Origin of the sequence: Chondrinema litorale, from assembly GCF_026250525.1 — a bacterium.
GTDB lineage: Bacteria > Bacteroidota > Bacteroidia > Cytophagales > Flammeovirgaceae > Chondrinema > Chondrinema litorale.
This window is the reverse complement of record NZ_CP111043.1, coordinates 2,164,186-2,180,745: the sequence shown is the minus strand read 5'-3', so window position 1 is coordinate 2,180,745 and position 16,560 is coordinate 2,164,186. Positions and strand designations below refer to the sequence as shown.

20 protein-coding genes are annotated in these 16,560 nt (G+C 34.9%); all 20 read left to right on the top strand.

All coding sequences use genetic code 11. The features are described 5' to 3' along the window. Positions 1–21: 21 nt before the first annotated feature. Positions 22–684 carry an antA/AntB antirepressor family protein gene (locus tag OQ292_RS09020; RefSeq protein WP_284685735.1) on the top strand — a complete coding sequence of 221 codons (663 nt, stop codon included), beginning with the start codon at positions 22–24 and terminating at the stop codon, positions 682–684. Next, positions 681–974 (top strand): hypothetical protein, encoded by a 294-nt coding sequence (locus tag OQ292_RS09015; RefSeq protein WP_284685734.1) that lies wholly within the window; start codon positions 681–683, stop codon positions 972–974. The genes OQ292_RS09020 and OQ292_RS09015 overlap by 4 nt, the downstream gene beginning before the upstream one ends. Positions 975–986: 12 nt before the next feature. After that, a complete protein-coding gene (locus tag OQ292_RS09010; protein ID WP_284685733.1) occupies positions 987–1,334 on the top strand; it encodes a hypothetical protein in 348 nt (115 codons plus the stop codon). 170 nt (positions 1,335–1,504) lie between these two features. Beyond that, on the top strand, positions 1,505–1,924 hold the full coding sequence (locus OQ292_RS09005; RefSeq protein WP_284685732.1) for a hypothetical protein: 420 nt from the start codon (positions 1,505–1,507) through the stop codon (positions 1,922–1,924). Continuing rightward, positions 1,905–5,156 (top strand): hypothetical protein, encoded by a 3,252-nt coding sequence (locus OQ292_RS09000; protein WP_284685731.1) that lies wholly within the window; start codon positions 1,905–1,907, stop codon positions 5,154–5,156. The genes OQ292_RS09005 and OQ292_RS09000 overlap by 20 nt, the downstream gene beginning before the upstream one ends. 26 nt (positions 5,157–5,182) lie before the next feature. Further along, positions 5,183–5,647 carry a hypothetical protein gene (locus tag OQ292_RS08995; protein WP_284685730.1) on the top strand — a complete coding sequence of 155 codons (465 nt, stop codon included), beginning with the start codon at positions 5,183–5,185 and terminating at the stop codon, positions 5,645–5,647. Positions 5,648–5,649: 2 nt separating this feature from the next. Continuing rightward, complete coding sequence (locus tag OQ292_RS08990) at positions 5,650–6,048, top strand: hypothetical protein (protein WP_284685729.1); 399 nt, start codon at positions 5,650–5,652, stop codon at positions 6,046–6,048. A 50-nt stretch (positions 6,049–6,098) separates the two neighbouring features. Further along, positions 6,099–7,334 (top strand): S49 family peptidase, encoded by a 1,236-nt coding sequence (locus tag OQ292_RS08985; RefSeq protein WP_284685728.1) that lies wholly within the window; start codon positions 6,099–6,101, stop codon positions 7,332–7,334. 61 nt (positions 7,335–7,395) lie between these two features. After that, on the top strand, positions 7,396–8,352 hold the full coding sequence (locus OQ292_RS08980; protein WP_284685727.1) for a hypothetical protein: 957 nt from the start codon (positions 7,396–7,398) through the stop codon (positions 8,350–8,352). Positions 8,353–8,419: 67 nt separating this feature from the next. After that, on the top strand, positions 8,420–8,794 hold the full coding sequence (locus tag OQ292_RS08975; RefSeq protein WP_284685726.1) for a hypothetical protein: 375 nt from the start codon (positions 8,420–8,422) through the stop codon (positions 8,792–8,794). An 86-nt stretch (positions 8,795–8,880) separates the two neighbouring features. Continuing rightward, positions 8,881–9,354, top strand: a complete 474-nt coding sequence (locus OQ292_RS08970; protein ID WP_284685725.1) for a hypothetical protein — start codon at positions 8,881–8,883, stop codon at positions 9,352–9,354. A gap of 2 nt (positions 9,355–9,356) precedes the next feature. Beyond that, positions 9,357–9,572: a hypothetical protein gene (locus tag OQ292_RS08965; RefSeq protein WP_284685724.1), complete on the top strand. Its 216-nt coding sequence runs from the start codon at positions 9,357–9,359 to the stop codon at positions 9,570–9,572. Positions 9,573–9,635: 63 nt separating this feature from the next. Next, on the top strand, positions 9,636–10,226 hold the full coding sequence (locus OQ292_RS08960) for a hypothetical protein (protein WP_284685723.1): 591 nt from the start codon (positions 9,636–9,638) through the stop codon (positions 10,224–10,226). Next, on the top strand, positions 10,223–10,525 hold the full coding sequence (locus OQ292_RS08955) for a hypothetical protein (protein WP_284685722.1): 303 nt from the start codon (positions 10,223–10,225) through the stop codon (positions 10,523–10,525). Before OQ292_RS08960 ends, OQ292_RS08955 begins: the two co-directional genes overlap by 4 nt. Before the next feature lie 132 nt (positions 10,526–10,657). Further along, a complete protein-coding gene (locus OQ292_RS08950) occupies positions 10,658–11,215 on the top strand; it encodes a hypothetical protein (RefSeq protein ID WP_284685721.1) in 558 nt (185 codons plus the stop codon). Positions 11,216–11,219: 4 nt separating this feature from the next. Continuing rightward, positions 11,220–12,836 (top strand): hypothetical protein, encoded by a 1,617-nt coding sequence (locus tag OQ292_RS08945; protein WP_284685720.1) that lies wholly within the window; start codon positions 11,220–11,222, stop codon positions 12,834–12,836. 450 nt (positions 12,837–13,286) lie between these two features. Then, positions 13,287–13,604 carry a hypothetical protein gene (locus OQ292_RS08940; protein WP_284685719.1) on the top strand — a complete coding sequence of 106 codons (318 nt, stop codon included), beginning with the start codon at positions 13,287–13,289 and terminating at the stop codon, positions 13,602–13,604. 2 nt (positions 13,605–13,606) lie between these two features. After that, a complete protein-coding gene (locus tag OQ292_RS08935) occupies positions 13,607–14,932 on the top strand; it encodes a phage portal family protein (protein ID WP_284685718.1) in 1,326 nt (441 codons plus the stop codon). Positions 14,933–14,937: 5 nt separating this feature from the next. After that, positions 14,938–15,924, top strand: a complete 987-nt coding sequence (locus OQ292_RS08930) for a DUF6712 family protein (RefSeq protein WP_284685717.1) — start codon at positions 14,938–14,940, stop codon at positions 15,922–15,924. Between the two features lie 12 nt (positions 15,925–15,936). Next, on the top strand, positions 15,937–16,497 hold the full coding sequence (locus OQ292_RS08925; RefSeq protein ID WP_284685716.1) for a hypothetical protein: 561 nt from the start codon (positions 15,937–15,939) through the stop codon (positions 16,495–16,497). The last annotated feature ends 63 nt before the right edge of the window (positions 16,498–16,560 follow it).

Genomic DNA, 16,560 nt, shown 5'->3' with positions numbered 1-16,560 from the left:
ACTTTAAAAAAACTTCTTTAAATGGAATTAATTAAAATTTACAAAGGCAACTTGGTTAATGCCAGAGACTTGCATCAGTTTTTAGATGTAAAAACTAGATTTAGCGACTGGATTAAAAGAATGTTGGAGTATGGTTTTGTAGAAAACAAAGATTTTTTGACGAAACTCAAAAAAGAGTATCGTCAAACATATAAAGAATACTACTTAACTATCACGTGTGCAAAGGAGATATCCATGCTTCAACGGACTGATAAGGGCAAAGAAGCAAGATTGTATTTTATAAAAGCAGAGGAAACTTTAATTGGCCTCAAGCATAACAAGCATAATAAAAGGTTAGAAAGTTTTATGAAGTTGGAAGCTTCAAAAGATAAGCTATCAGCAAATATCCAATCAATAGGTGGCACTGAAGATGATTATTTTCAAATTGATTTAGCAGGTAGAAAAGTTTTTTTTAATGGATCCCCATTACCAGATGAAGTACTGTCTGAAGTATTATTGAAAGGTAGGGACTTTGCCACAGCCATGACCAATGAGAATTTTAAAGGCGATATAACCAGTCTGGAAGATGCTGCTAGTTTTCACCAAAAAAATCACGCAGATATCAGGAACATTCTAAAAGAAAACACTGGCAAAAACCCAGAAGAAATTGCTCCTGAAGGAGATATCAAAAACTTAGAAGAATGAATGAACTTTTACATCAAAAAGAACTCTGTAAAAGCTGCCCTTTTTTAAAGAACTGTATGCCATTGGGAGGTGAAAAGATGATGGAGGTTTATAAAACAGATGCCTATTTATGCAGCCATACTACAGAGGAAAATACCATGTATTGTGCTGGTCATATGTTACTATTAAAGTATTGTAATACATATTATCGTAGGGCAAAATTTCTAAATATAGAATTAGAGCTCACAGGTCAAGATCAAGTATTTCACCGAGTTAGAGACTGGGTTGATCATCATTTAAATGAAATCTAACTCCATCAAATCATGCTGAATATAAAATTCAAATTAGAAGCTACAGAACTCAATACACTCATTGAGTTCTGTAATTACTCCTTAACCTCTAAGAACCTCAACACCCTATTGCTATGGGGTAATCCAGATGCAGTATATCATCTGGTGGTAGAACGCCTTAAAAGTAAATTGCTCAGAAGATTAGCCACTTTACTGATGAAAAGTAATTCTACAAATATAATGGTAGTTTTTGATTCTCGTGAAATACTTGCATTTATGGAATGGTATGAGCAATCAGATTACAGAACAGATATGCTTACAGACTTTTACAATAAAACCAGTAAGGAAGTAGGCCTACTCAAAATGAAAACTTCCATATAAGGAGAAGTTCTTCACCAAAATACTCCGTAAAATTTTACGTTTTTCCTCACGTTTTCATTTTTGATTACCTAAATTAGGTAAAATTTGTTGCTATTTGTCCCTTTATAGCATCAAAAAAAGGACAAATGGCAAGCATTTTTTTGTATTTTTTTAATAATATACTGCATTAAATGAGGAAACTAGCGATCTTACCTGTAGACAAATATTTGTATAAATTCATCAAATGTAAGGGCAATTTTCAATCGGGTATGTTAGTGGTGGATAATAAGTTAAAACTACCTGATATTAAAGATTTCCACCAATCCACCAGATATTTTAGCCACATGGGAGGTAAATCCAACCTGAAGGTATTTATGGATAACCCCAATAAGCGAAAATTATACAAATTATACATTTTCTATCGAGAGTTATTCAGGCAGCAAATGCATGAGCATATTGAAAGAGATACCCACCTAGGCTTAAAAGCAAATGCATCCTTGTGTGAATTTTTAGACTTGTATAATATTACTGAGTCAGAATTTAAAATGGAAAGAGGTAAAAAAAGCTGGCAACGGTATAAAGAAAGGTCAAATGCGCAAGTTTTCTCTTGATAATCAATCCGGTTTTCATAAACTCAGTATCATTAAAGCCAGTGATGTATCTAGTATTGATTATAATTTAGATAATCCACATATTATTGATAGTATTGTTACCAGTGTAGGAGTCAATTTTGAAGAGATTTATATTACAGTTGATACTGGTACTTATACCCAGGAGGAAGTTTATAGCAGTGATGGTATTTTATATGCTCAAGAAATTAATTTTCAGTTTCCCAAAGATAGACCTGAAATACGAAGCTCGATAGATAAGTATAAAAACCTGAGCATTCTAGCACTCATCACTGATAATAATGGGTATCAGATACTGATAGGTCATAAGGAAAACCCACTTAGAATTTCAAATAACTTAGACAAAGGTCGCCTTCAAGGAAATGTCAATAGCAGAGGGTTTAAGATTACAGGCAACACTTTAAATGAATCAGCCTTTTTAAATTTTGAGATGCCTACTGATGATGGTGTAGAAGGATCAGGAACTGATGGGAGTGGCAATGGAGGTCAAACGACTAGTCTATCATTAAGTAATGGTTTATATTTTGATGGAATAACTAAGAAAGGTAAGATAGGTGGAACAATTGTAGAAGAAACTTATATCTATGTTCCTCATACTTATTTCTTTGAAATTAGTAATCGTGAGCAAAGTTATGTTCCTCCAGATGGAAAGCATAAGGAAGGATTCTATGTAAATGATGATGGTGTTTACTTATATTCTTCTAATGTTCATGGGACAAGCCAACTTAGATTTTTTGATCAAGAACTTGAATTCATTCAAGGTCCGGGTGGTGTAATCAAATATTCAGACCCTGAACCATTTGGTTCTGACCCACTAGATGCTTTTATACTTGGTTCTTACATACCTCCTGTTAAATGGGTAAAGGATTATATTAGAGAATATGTTGATATTCAATTTGATGACAATAACTTCAATGATTTTATCCCTAATTCCTTAGTTTTTGCTTATGCTGATGGTAAGTTATTTACTGATGGTCAGTTAACTTATGATCATGTAAGGCACAGACTTGCTATTGGAAATTCTTTTCCAGATTACGGAATTGATTTAGTTATAGATACCGACCATGATGGTATTCACATCAATCGAATTGATTCTGCAGGTACACCAATCAATGCTGAACAAGTTAGAATTTTCACTTCATTTTCTACAGGTGGTTATATAGAGCTTTATGACCAAAATGAAAATGAATTAATCCGGCTTGCGGGAGGAGCAAATAACTATATCGGTAACCAAATTGCTATCAATCAAGTCAGTTCTGCAGAACAGGCCATTGATTTATTAGGTGCTCTTAGAATTAGAAATAAAGATGATTATTCAACTGGCTCTCCTGTAGATGCATTTGATTTAATCTCGAAGGATTATGATGTAGATGGCACTGCAAGCCCTGTATTAATTACTGAAGATTTAGTTGAAATTGATATTAGAAAAATCTATGAGTTCACTAATCGTACTTTCACACCTGGTTCAATCATCATCGCAGATGTTGATGGTGGTCTAACTGACTCTATAAATCTTACTTTTGATAGTACTGATAATATTTTAACTATCAATGGCTATGATATTTATTCTTCAGATGGACAAGAACTTGTACTTAGGGGTGCAAATAATGCTAAGTTAGAAATAGATGTTAATGGAAGTACAGCAGGTTATACCAAATTCACTTCCTCTTATCCTTATTTAGTTTCTAAAGATTTCAGAATTAACAATGCAAATCTGGATGTAAGAGGATATATCTATCAAGCAATTGAAAACACTCCTGACCTTCCAGATAATGGATATTATCAGTTTGCTAAAGATCGAGATGGTGTAACTTCTTCTGGTTCTCCTTTTTTCTTAACAGAAGATGGTATCGAGATAAATTTAGTGGCTATTCATCAAGCAGTCGAAGGAAATCTTAGTGAATTTACACCCGGTTCAGTACTTTTTGCAGATGCAGATGGTACTATTACTGAAAATGCTAATACTAGATTCTATTATGATAATTCGATCAATCAACTAAAGATAGCCAGAGGTGCATTTATAGGAACTAATACAGATGGTTCTTCAACTGGTTTTGTTTGGTTAGGTCAAACTTCTCCTGATAGTACAAACTATACTATTCAAGGTACTGGTAGCATCGTTTATATGAATGCACCTACTAGTTTTGATTTTAGAATTGGAAATTCAAATAATGCTCGAATTGGTTCAGGTTATATCCAATTAGCTAGGTTTGGTAGTTCTCATATCCCAGTTTCAAAATTATCAGAAACCGAAGGTAATTTCATTGGGTATATTTCACCAAACTTATCACTGGCTGCCATAGCTGATGCATTTGTGCTTTATGCCAAAGATTATGATGGTGCAGGAACTGCAAGCCCTGTATTTTATACAGAAGATGGAGTTGAGATCAATATAAGAGAAATATATCAAAATACAACAACCTTTACGCCTGGTTCAATTCTTTTTGCTGATGTTGATGGGAATATAACAGAAGATACAAACCTGTTTTACAATCAATCTGATCAAATATTTTCTATTGGATATGCTGAGGTAGATGTAATTAGAAGAAGTGGTCTACAAATCTTTTATACTGATAGTAGTTATGGTACTTCAAGGCAATTAGAACAAGCAGCATTGTATATTCAAAATGATTATACCAATAATGGTGATCATACTCTAATTGCTACAGCTACTGGTTATAGTCCTTCTGGTAGTTTTGTTGTTTATGAAAATGCCAATGGAATTTTTGTGGCATCACACACGAACTCCCGAACTATTGGATTAGGCAGAGAAAACAGCAGTATAGTTACCGTAGTAAATACAGGTTCTTTTCAAGGTGTTAACCTATCCAAAACCGCTTACATTGGTGATGCGTCTGTCACCAAAGGTCGAGTAGTAGTCAATAGAAATGGCGCATATCTATATGTAGGTTGGGAGAATTCAAATCATGAAGCTGGTATTTTTATCAATCATTGGTCAAATACCAAAGCACAAATGGTATTTCAAACCTCTTTAGAGCCTAATTACATTGATGCTAATACAATCCAAGTATGGTCACAAGATTACGATGGCTCAGGAGATAATGCTTGCTTTCATACCAAAACTGAAGACAATAAAATCATTAAACTCTATCAACTCTCAGCCATAGATGATGCAAATGGTGCTAATAATACAACTGTTTTACAAGCAGTAGTCGATGCTTTAAGAAACCTTGGTTTTGTTGCAGCAATATGATTGTCATAACTTAAATTTTTTTATATATGAGCCTTTTATCAATTGAATTCTATAACAGTGGTGGTACTGTAAAAACGCTCGAATGGGGTGCTACAAGAAAAGATATGATGGTCATCAATCCGGCAGCTGTTAATGTTACTTTTAGATGTACAGTGGTAGTAAAAGTAGGCGAAGAAGTCTTACCTACAGATACTAGATTAGATTTGATTGTAAACAATTCTATACAAGTACCAGTAGTCGATAGTTCCCTCGATCCAGTACTTATTGATAATCCCGATTTTAATCCATCTGAAGAAATCTCAGAAGAAAATCCTGAGAAGATCCAAAAGACGATTGGTGAATGGGATATGTGGTTAGATGAATTCTATTATAACACTCCTCGATATTCTTTACAAGATGCAATCACCTTAGCTATGCAGAGAAAATTGACTGAGAAATACGATGTCACTTTTGATGATGCTAGTCCTTTTGTACACATTCAACGCGATTAATCATGACTAAAAACAAAAAATCTACAAACATTCAAGAACTCACCATTCTGGAAATTGATAACCTGCAGAGAGGTTTATCATTTATTGGTGAAATGGATATTGAAGTATCTCTTTCTTATAAAATTGGAAAGTTCGCACATCAATGTAATGAGATTCTAAAGGTATCTGATCAACAGAAAAAAAAGCTATTTGAAAAGCATGGTGGAGAAGAAAAAAATGGAAAACTAACATTAGCCACTTCTTCAGAAACTTATGCTGATTTTATGAAAGATATGGAGGTACTGATGAGTCAGAAGGAAAAAATAACATTGCCTGAAATCAAATTGTCTTCACTCAAAAATCTGAAAATTAAGCCTGTATTTTTTGATCTTTGCGATAGGCTTATTGTCGATGATTTATAGTCCTTTTTCCCATTGCTGATATTTTTTAACCTTGTTTCAAAAGATTTCTTATGGAATTTAATTTTTTGAATCAGCAATGGCTTATTTCTAAGGAGGGCTTTACAAGCTTACTACCTGTAATCGCTACTTACATTCAGTCCGGTAAAGTACCTGCAGAAACCAAAGAATTTAACTTTGAAATGGCTGTTCCTAGTAATAGTGTTTTTCCAAACTGGGAAGGTTTCAAAGAAGAAGTTCCTGCAGGTTCTATCGCTATTATTCCTATTATCGGAGTAATGTTTAAGTATAGAGGTTATGGCGGAATTTCTGATGAAAAGATCATTACTTGGATTAGCCAGGCTGAAAGAAATCCTAATATTTCCGCAGTGATTTTCCTTTTTGATACACCGGGGGGAACTGTCTTTGGTACGCAATTATTAGCCAATGCCGTCAATGCTATGTCTAAACCAAAAATAGCTATGGTATATGATGGCATGTGTTGCTCTAAAGGTTATTGGATTGCTTCGCAATGTGATAGAATCATTGCTTCCAGTGAACAAGACATAATCGGCTCTATTGGAACCATGCTTTCTATTACTGATTATTCAAAGTATTTTGAAAATGCAGGAATTAAAATTCATGAAATTCTTGCTGATAAATCAAAGAACAAGAATTCTGAATTCGATGAAGCTATGAAAGGTAGGTATACTGCAGTTAAAGATGTACTCATTAACCCCGTAGCTGAAACATTCCATAATGCTATTCTGAGTAAAAGACCTAATGTGCCTGGAAAGGTACTCACTGGTTTAATATATACTGCCAAAGAAGCTTTAGAATACAATCTCATTGATGAAATTGGTTCGCTTGATATGGCTATTGAATCTTTATCTACTAATTCAAATCTTAATGTAACTATGGCATTTTCTCTTAAAAATTGGTTTTCTTCTGATTCTGATGATAAAAATCTAGAAGAAGAAGTAAAAGTAAAATCTAAAGAACTCACTGAATTAAAAGCTTCAATGAAGGAATCAGTTGAGGAGCATAATAAACTAACTAATCAAGTAAAAGAACTAACTGCTAAAGTTTCTGATGTGGATTTTCAACTTGCTGCAGTAACCAAAGAACGCGATGATTTAATTAAAGATCGTGACCAGTGGAAAACTAAAGCTGAATCATATGGTGAACAGCCCGGAGATACCAGATCTTCAACCAAAAAAGAAGGTAATCAGGATGAAGATAATGAAAATCAAAAAGTCATTGATAGCCTGCCTCATAACAGAGCAGCTGATGCTGCTTTAGGATATTAATTTAACAATTAAACCTCTCATATTTTTTTAACCTTTTATTTGTTTTAATCTCTTTTATAAGATGGAAGTAGCCGATATTATCACCGAATTCGGTGCCTATTATATCAACCAAGGCCAGAATATGTCCAGGTTGTACAAATTATTGCTGGCCAAATCAATTACAGAGCAGCTTTTCACCACAGTTAGAACAGATGACACCAGGTGGTTAGCCAGTAAAGCCACTGTGGGTAGGGTATTGCAGCCTTTCCAAAAATCCTGGACTCCATTGGCTCCTGTTGAGTTCAAACCAGTGGCTATCGATCAGTTCAAATTGAAAATGGATAGCGAGGAATACCCAGATGATGTGGAAGCTACTTGGTTAGGTTTTTTAGCAGATAATGATTTAGACAGGAAACAATGGCCAATTGTCAGATACATTGTAGAGGAGCTTTTAATTCCACAGATCAAAGAAGACTATGAGCTCTTAGAAGTATTTTTAGGTGAGCAAGCAAATCCAGCAGAAGGCACAGCTGGTGATGCCAGTACTGGTATCAATGGCATTAGAAAAATTGTCAATGATCATATTACAGGTGGAAGAATTACTCCTATTGTTACTGGAGCTCCAGATGCAGATGATGTAGTTTGGGTGGAACAAATTGAATCCTTTGTAGATGCGATCAATCAAAAGTATTGGGGCATTAAGATGCCGCTGGGTATGAGTGAGATGAATGCCAGAAGATTCTTGAGAGGTTATAAAGCCAAGTATGGTCAGAATACAGATTACAAAGATAATACAACTGGTAAAGTTGATTTTTCTAATGTCAATGTGTTAGGATGTCCTTCTTTTGGCACAAGTAACAAGATTCTTTGTACTCCTAAGAATAATGCTATTCAGCTTTCTAAAAAGGCAGCCAACGAAAGTAAGGTGAAAACAGAATCGGAAGATAGAAAGGTGAAAATCTTCACAGATTTTTGGCGTGGAGTAGGTTTTGTCATCCCAGAAATTGTCTTCACCAATGACCAGGATTTAGCAGCTTAATCAAGCTGCTAAAGCTTTTTCATTATTAAAGTTTTACTCAAATTATTAATTGAAATTCTTTTGAATTATGGCAGAATCTAAAAAGACTGTTGAAGAACTTGAAAAAGAACTGGCAGCAGCTCAGGAAGCAATCAAGGAAAAGAATGCTCAGATCAAGGATCAGGAAAAGAAAATAAAAGAAGCTCAGGAGTTGATCAATGATCAGAATAAAGTGATCGAAGAGCAGCAAAGTGAAGTGGAAAGTGCGACAGCTCAAGCCAGTGCAGGTGCTTTAATTGTTACTCATAACAAAATAAAGTACAAGGTGATTGGCAAAACATTTAAGCTGGGAAAAGGCCCAGATGCGAAGGTTTATAAAACAGCTGACTTAAATAAGGCAGAAAACAAAGATTTGCTCAAAGAGCTCATCGATAGAAATACAGGCATCTTGATTAAACAGTAATCATTTAAACAAATCATTTTATGACTCCTGAAGATATTTTAAAATCAACGGAAAGTGGTATCAACAATGATGCAGGTTTACAGGTGGTGGCCTACTATGCCCATTACCATGATATTCTCACTTTCCCTGTAGTTCCAGCAGCTCCAACCGATTATGCTGACAAAGTCACCATCACTGACCCATTTGTGATGAAAACCGGAAAACGTTTCTGGCAAATACAATCTACCCTTGAAATGTCTGGATTAGAATCCAGTGGTCAGGGAGCTAGAGATGGAAAATCAGCTCAGAATGTGGTTACCTTGCAACATCCAGGAACGCCTAAAAATATGGTTGCCTGGATAGAGGAAAACAAAAACAATGACCTGGTATTGATCATTGTCCATATTGATGGAACTATGCGTGTAATAGGCTCTCCTGGACTTCCAGCATCTATTGAGGAATTTAATATTCCTTCAGGTCTAGCAGTAGCTGACTCAAGACATGTCAATGCCACTATTCGCAGTATTGGCAGAGTTGCCCCTTTTTATGAGAATGTTATACCACTTACTGAAGCAGCCTAATTATGAGTAAAGAAGAAAAAAAAATGAGCGGAGCACTAGAAGGAAGCTATGAAGTAGTACTAGTTAAACCTGGTCTATTTGTATTTAAAGGCACTCAATATGATTTATGTTCCATGGATTTAAATACAGCAGATAAGTTGCACGAGGCAAAATGTCCTTATTTAAAAAAGGCAGAAAGTAAAAGCGTCAAAGAAGTAAAAAACAGTCCATCAAAATAGTTTATTAGCCCAAAGATTACTAGAAAAAGCGTTAAAGGAGCACATGGATATGTGCTTTTTTTTATGAATGTGATTCAATTTTATATCGACAATTTCAATTATCAGGATGCCTTAAAAATATACAATCAGCTCACAGCTGATTGCCTAACAAAAGATTTGCTCAACAAAGGGGAATCCCATTTTAATAAAATCAAACTGCTTTCAGAGCTTGAAAAATTAAAAGAAAAACAGGTATATCTTGACTTATCAAGTTTGAATCAATCAAGTTTTGAGCAAAAACACCCTAATAATGCATTTTTAGAGGATGTAAAGGAATTAGATGAAAAATGGAAGCAATTATACAAAGAAGCTTCTTTTCTTCAGCAAAAGCTACTAAATTATAGTGAAACAGAAAGAATGGCAGCTGCTTTTATCATTTTAGATTATTTTGATGAGATTCATGATATCTGGGATGATTTAAAAACTTTTGAAAATACTGGAGCCCTTCCTAGAAGAGATAAGAAGTCTTTTGAAATGACAGATCTCCAGAGTTTGTTAAGACGTAGAAACACTTTGAGAACTTATCTATCCAAAGCTAAAAAAGGTCGCTTATCAAAAGAGAATATAGCTGAGTGGGAAGAAGAAATCAGACAAATAGAAAAGTTAATTTCATGAATTTGAGCCAAGACGAATTAAAGCAGGTGGAGACTTATGCCAGACTCTATTTTGATTTAAGAAGTGTTGCAATATTACTGGATAAGGATATTTATCTTTTCAAGAATGAATATTTTAAGGAGGGTGCTTTGTATCGGGCTTACCAACGTGGGGTTTTACAGACTGAAATCACCTTGAGACAAAAGATGTTTGAGCTGGCAAAAAAAGGAGTGCTTCCAGCAATACAAGTGGTAAACAATTACCTGCCAGGTGGCCTATCAGACGGCTTTCCAATAGGTAAAAAAGGTTTAAAAGAGTAAGGATGATAGCAGGTAACAGACTGCCTTTGAATTACTTATGTAACATTTGCTTGTAAAATCTACCCTATTTTATTGATTTGTTTTTAGGTAAAGATCGTTTAGCGGAGAAATTCTTCGAGAAATATATTTTTTATGATGGAACTATCTACAAAAACAGATTCAGATTTAATTATTGAATATTTGGTCACAGATCAAGCAGCTGAACTCTCACCCAAATTAGAGGAAAAATTAAAAAGATATCAGCAAATAGCTGATTTGATTCATCAATATGGGAGTAGAAACAAGGTAGTGCCTATGGCCATGAAAATGTTTGGTATTAAACGCACTCAAGCCCATCAAGACTTTTTTGAAACGCAAAAAATCTTTGGCTCTCGTGTCAATCTAAATCGGGAGTTTTGGATTGATGTGGTTTTAGGTCAAATCATGAAAACCAAGGATATGGCCATCAAAAGAAAAGACTCCAGAGCAGCAGCACAAGCAGATAAAAACCTGGTGACAGCTGTTGAGAAATTATTGGGAGATAAAGATACCATGTCATTTGATCAGATTCAACCAGTAAATATTTTGATGGGATTTTTTCCAGAAACTACCAAAGTCAATCAACTATCTGAACAAGAAATTGAACAGGCTTATAAACAGCTTTCCAAGACCAAAAGAAAGATAGATATTTTAGATGTAGAAGCCAGTTAACGATTTGAAAAAAGAACATTATAACATTCCCCAAATACTTTTTTATGCCATTCTAGCCAAAGTAAATGTGCTGATTTGGGGAAGAGCTACAGGAAAAACAACGGGGCCTGGCGCCATGTTTTCCCATGATAATATTACCAAAATGCCCAGAAGCATCGGTGGCTTTGTCAATGTCAGTTATGAAAAACTGTTAACAGTACTACTTCCAGCTGTTGTTTCTGGATGGGAGAAATTAGGCTATCAAAGGGATGTGCATTTTTTTATCAAAAAGTTTCCACCTAAAAAGTGGAACTGGCCTTCAGCCTATTTACAACCCCTCAAACCAGATCATTATATTTCCTGGTATAATGGCTCAGGAGTAGCTTTGATTTCATTAGATAGACCAGGTACATACAATGGTGGATCCATTGACTGGCTATATGCAGATGAAGCCAGATACCTAAACAAAAAAAGACTGGATCAGGTACTACTGACCATTCGAGGTAATGCAGAACATTTTCAACATTTGAGCAATCATGGATCCATTCTTTTTACTTCAGATATGCCTCAAGGCTCCAGTTCAAAATGGTTATTGGACTTTTATGAGCAAATGGATGGGGAAACAATCGAACTTATTCTTTCTATCCAGCATCAAATCATTGAACTATCTCATCATTTAAGAGAAAAGCCCAATCAGAGAGGAGCTGAAAAAATTCTTCAGAAGATCAAAAAATTTGAGTCTTATATCAATGAGTTAAGGAAGAATACGGTGTATTTTTCCACTGCCAGCACCTTTGATAATATCCATGCTTTGGGGCTTGATGTGATTAAAAACTTCAAGCGTACTCTTTCTGATTTGGAGTTTCAGATGTCTGTACTCAACAAAGAAATTAGCAAAATAGAAAATGGTTTTTATGGCCTTTTTGATGAAGAAATACATGGATATGTAGATAGTAATTTCTCTCATATCGATCAGCTAGATTTAACTTATACTTCCAGTGATGTGATTGATTGCCGATGGGATTCAGATTTTTTGCAATATGAACCACTAGATATTGCCTGTGATTATAATTCGGCCATAAACTGGGTAGTCATCGGTCAAGATTTTGGGAATGAATATAAAATCCTGAATTCCTTGTTTGTCAAACACCCTTTGAGAATTAAAAATCTGGTTAAAAAGTTTTGCGATTACTACAAGTACAAACCCCTTAAAAAAGTCAACTATTATTTTGATCATACAGCCATTCCGGAAAATGCCAAAGATGATGTGACCTTTGCTGATGAGTGGTGCAATGCCTTGATGGAATACGGATGGGAAGTAAACAGGATATACATGGGCCAAGCACCATCTCATAAGTCAAGATATACCCTTTTTCAAAAAACCTTTGCTGAAGATGAAGAAAAACTTTCAAAGTTTAGGATTAACCTGAATAGAAATAAGCAATTGATTGTCTCCTTGCAAGGAGCCGGATTGAAACAAGGCAAAACAGGTTTTGAAAAAGATAAAACGCCTGAAAAAGATCCAAAAGTAAAACCTGAAGATGCCACACATGGCTCAGAAGCTCTGGATACCCTATGGTATGCTACCCAAAGATGGAAACTGGACTCCAGTAGCACTGGTTTCATGGATGTAATGTATTGATCTTAGATAAGTTCAATAAAAACGCCTATTTTTTAGCTAAAAAATAGGCGTTTTCAAACGACCTTAACCCATTGTATATCAGTGTTTTACAAAATCCGTTATCCTGAAAATCCGGTTTTTATTTTAAAAACCTACTGATAACCAGTAATTTACATGTGAAACGATATAAAAAAACACCCTTTTTGTGAGAGTACCCCATGCCCCGACCTGTGTAAAAGTTGCAATTGCACATGAAAAATTCCGCGTAATATGATCCTTCAATAAATTCTTTGGTTTGAGCTGCCTAGAAAAATTATAGTGGTTCAAAAAGTGATATTTTTTGATCAATCGTCAAATAGTACAAATTAGATCTTTATTTAGGTTGTGCAAATAATATAGAGTGGTGTATGGGTTTCCTGTACATTACTCTTTTGTCCTTTTTTCTTCTTTTATAGGTGCTAATTTCACTTCATGAATCTCATCACCTTAAAGAAAGTATTGAAAGAAATGGAAAGAGTAGATGAAAAGAAAAGGCCAGTTCCCTTTTCTATTTGCTTTGTAACAGCTGACAGAATTAGAAAGACTGGAGGTAAGGTGATAGAATTGCCACAGGTAACCCTAACCAAATACGATAAGGATCTACCTAGATATGCCAGGAACTCTCCAGGAAAAAGGAAGGCAAATCACTGGCACAATGCAACAAGAAACATTCTTTTACCTAATGGGCAAATCAGAAAACTACACATCCGATTAATTGTCCGATTCAATCAACAAACTGTTATTTATTAATTATGCAATTCGTAGGAGAAAATGTGGCCTTTATAGATCATGTAGAAGCCTTGGTTTATACTGGTAATAAGAGCAGCAATCAACTTAAAGTATCCACTCCATCTACACCAGTTCAGGATCAGTATGAAACCTCCAGTTCTGTCATTGCAGATTGGGGAACAGATAACTTATTTCCTACCAATGTGCGGAAAGCCATAGAGTCTAATCCAGATTTGGCAGCAGGCCTGGACTGGAAAGCACGTGCACTCTATGCAGGTGGAGTAAAATATCAGGTATTAGAAAATGGTCGATATATCGAAAAGTCTATTGCAGAAATAGATGTATTCTTAAAAAGAAATCGCCGATACCCCATCGAATCAGTCAATCAGTTTTACTGGTACTATAATGTTTTCCCTGAGTTTGTCCTGACTAAGAATAGAGCTAAGATTTATTATTTAACAGCTCAAAACCCTGAATACTGTAGGTATAAGCTAGCAGATGATAAAACTGGATTAATTGATACCATGTATATCAATGCCAACTGGGAATGGGGTGCATCCCACGCTGATTCTAAGACTATTACAGTACCAGTGATTGATCCTATTTTAGAACCAGACTTATTCATGAAATTAGGCTCTAAATACAAGTATATCTATCCTTTATCCTATCCTACAGGAAAAGCCTACTACCAGTTAGCCCACTGGAATACCTTGAGAAAGTCTGGTTGGTTAGAACATGCTAATCTAATTCCAGCATTTAAAAAAGCTTTACTTAACAATCAAATATCAGTTAAGTATATAATTCATGTTCCGGATCATTGGTGGACCTGGAAGTATCCTAACTTCAATACCTATGGAGAAAAGCAACGAAATGAGATTCAAAGAAAGGAATTGAAAAGGTTTAATGATTTTCTTGCTGGAGCTGAAAATGCTGGAAAATCCATCATGCTCACCTTTCTAACCAATCCCAACACCAAACAGGAATATGCCTCTTGGAAAGTGGAAGAAATGGATAATAAACTCAAGGATGGTATATATATCGAAGATTCCGTGGAGGCGACCATTAAGATCTTTTCTGCTTTGGGGGTGGATCCGGCTTTGGCCGGAATCATTCCAGGAAAGGGAGGATCTAACCGTTCAGGATCAGATAAAAGAGAAGCCTTTAATGCTTATATCTCTCTTTGTAATATTCATGCAGATATCGTTTTAGAGCCTTATGACATTGTTTCAGAATACAATGGATGGAATAACAAATACGGGCAAATTAAGTGGGGTTTCAATCAGCCACTCATGCAAACACTAGATAAATTAAATCCTTCTCAAAGATCAACCATCATTGAAGACAATTAATCATTATGGAATTATTCATCAAAACTACTGAAGAAATCAGGGACTATGTACCAGCCAATGTCTCTTTTGATTTTAAAAATGTCAAGCCATTCCTTCAGCTTGCCCAAGATAAATATATCTATCCCTTTTTAGATCAAGATTTTTACCAAGAATTATGGGATGGGTATAATACAAATAGTCTTACAGATAAGCTCAAACAGGTGCTCTATCATGCACAAAATGCCATTGTAAATATTGGCTTTATGCTCTACATTCCTCATGGCAATGTACAGGTATCTTCTTCAGGTATTCATATTGCAACCAATGAGCAAAAGAAAACTGCTTTTTCCTGGCAGGTGAACCAGCTCCGGGATTCTCACTTGAATATTGGCTATAATGCCATTGATGACCTGCTTTTGTACCTGGAAAGTAATATTCAAGACCCTGAATTTGTGAAGTGGAAAAATGGCTCTGGTGTCACTTTAAAAAGAGAATCACTGATTCAATCAGCTGTAGAGTTTTCAAAATATGTCAATATTAAAAGCTCCAGAAGGGTATTTATGTTGTTATATGCCATCATGCAACGCATAGAAAGAGAAATTCCGGAATTAATATCTGAAGAACTCTTTGAAGAAATAATAACTCAGGTAAAAAATACAGCAGCAAATAGTGTTTCTTTAGAAAACCAAAAATTACTCACCTTCATCAAACCCTTCATTGCCTTTGCTACCATTGCCAAGGCAGCCAATGAAATCTCTTTACAAATCACAGATCAGGGAATTACCATTGTGGAATCCTATCAAACAATAGAGAAAAAAAGCATTGTAGATGATGCCAGACTGATCAACTTAATTAATGATAGTAGGCATGAGGCCAGTAAAGCCAAAACAAAACTGGAGGCTTTTTTAAATGACAATGCAGATACTTATCCCCTATTTAAAAACTCCAGTTTGTATCAGGGAGATGATGAGGATGACAGCGATTTAGATGATAGTAAGATCTTATTAGTTTAAAACTAACAGTAGATGGAGTTTGATCGAGTATTAGCAGAAAGTATTATCAAAAAATACAACTTGAGTTATACTACTTTCAATTTATGGAAAGTATTAGGGGAAATACCTGACAAATATAAGGATGAAGCCAAGGATAAAAATAAACAAACTATCAGTGATGATACTTTGAGAATCATTGCCTTTTTTGATAATAAAAAGCTCAGAGAATCAGGTTTTATTGAATGTTTTAATTGTTCAACAAGATTGCAAGAAGCCAAAGATCATCAACTATCTTTTAGTAAAAATGAGATCCAGGCAGTCAAGAAAAGTATTGGAGAGTTAAAAGAAAACTTGCAAGCTTTTTTAAAAAATAACTTGGAGTGGAATGCACAATTTGTCAAAAATTTACAACCCCTATTTTTTGATTCCAGAATAGAGCGAAAAGAAGTTTTTAATCAACTAAACCACATGGAAATTCATGTGCTGGCTAAATCAATTCCATTGGCTAGATTACCAAAAAACAATATGTATGAGAGAATTAAAATTTGCCTGGTGGCTTTTTACCTTGAGTTAGATTTAAGAGAAGGTTATTAAAAAAGAAATCTCAATAAGTTTAATTAACTGACAAGGTAAAGTGGACTACTAGGCAAGTTATAT

What these genes read in the sequence shown, in the direction of transcription:
- OQ292_RS08955 (WP_284685722.1), top strand. Translation starts at nt 10,223, where the DNA reads ATGAATTTGAGCCAAGACGAATTAAAGCAGGTGGAGACTTATGCCAGA.
- OQ292_RS09005 (WP_284685732.1), top strand. Translation starts at nt 1,505, where the DNA reads ATGAGGAAACTAGCGATCTTACCTGTAGACAAATATTTGTATAAATTC.
- OQ292_RS09020 (WP_284685735.1), top strand. Translation starts at nt 22, where the DNA reads ATGGAATTAATTAAAATTTACAAAGGCAACTTGGTTAATGCCAGAGAC.
- OQ292_RS08980 (WP_284685727.1), top strand. Translation starts at nt 7,396, where the DNA reads ATGGAAGTAGCCGATATTATCACCGAATTCGGTGCCTATTATATCAAC.
- OQ292_RS08985 (WP_284685728.1), top strand. Translation starts at nt 6,099, where the DNA reads ATGGAATTTAATTTTTTGAATCAGCAATGGCTTATTTCTAAGGAGGGC.
- OQ292_RS09000 (WP_284685731.1), top strand. Translation starts at nt 1,905, where the DNA reads ATGCGCAAGTTTTCTCTTGATAATCAATCCGGTTTTCATAAACTCAGT.
- OQ292_RS09015 (WP_284685734.1), top strand. Translation starts at nt 681, where the DNA reads ATGAATGAACTTTTACATCAAAAAGAACTCTGTAAAAGCTGCCCTTTT.
- OQ292_RS08960 (WP_284685723.1), top strand. Translation starts at nt 9,636, where the DNA reads ATGAATGTGATTCAATTTTATATCGACAATTTCAATTATCAGGATGCC.
- OQ292_RS08965 (WP_284685724.1), top strand. Translation starts at nt 9,357, where the DNA reads ATGAGTAAAGAAGAAAAAAAAATGAGCGGAGCACTAGAAGGAAGCTAT.
- OQ292_RS08950 (WP_284685721.1), top strand. Translation starts at nt 10,658, where the DNA reads ATGATGGAACTATCTACAAAAACAGATTCAGATTTAATTATTGAATAT.
- OQ292_RS08935 (WP_284685718.1), top strand. Translation starts at nt 13,607, where the DNA reads ATGCAATTCGTAGGAGAAAATGTGGCCTTTATAGATCATGTAGAAGCC.
- OQ292_RS08995 (WP_284685730.1), top strand. Translation starts at nt 5,183, where the DNA reads ATGAGCCTTTTATCAATTGAATTCTATAACAGTGGTGGTACTGTAAAA.
- OQ292_RS08940 (WP_284685719.1), top strand. Translation starts at nt 13,287, where the DNA reads ATGAATCTCATCACCTTAAAGAAAGTATTGAAAGAAATGGAAAGAGTA.
- OQ292_RS08925 (WP_284685716.1), top strand. Translation starts at nt 15,937, where the DNA reads ATGGAGTTTGATCGAGTATTAGCAGAAAGTATTATCAAAAAATACAAC.
- OQ292_RS09010 (WP_284685733.1), top strand. Translation starts at nt 987, where the DNA reads ATGCTGAATATAAAATTCAAATTAGAAGCTACAGAACTCAATACACTC.
- OQ292_RS08975 (WP_284685726.1), top strand. Translation starts at nt 8,420, where the DNA reads ATGGCAGAATCTAAAAAGACTGTTGAAGAACTTGAAAAAGAACTGGCA.
- OQ292_RS08990 (WP_284685729.1), top strand. Translation starts at nt 5,650, where the DNA reads ATGACTAAAAACAAAAAATCTACAAACATTCAAGAACTCACCATTCTG.
- OQ292_RS08930 (WP_284685717.1), top strand. Translation starts at nt 14,938, where the DNA reads ATGGAATTATTCATCAAAACTACTGAAGAAATCAGGGACTATGTACCA.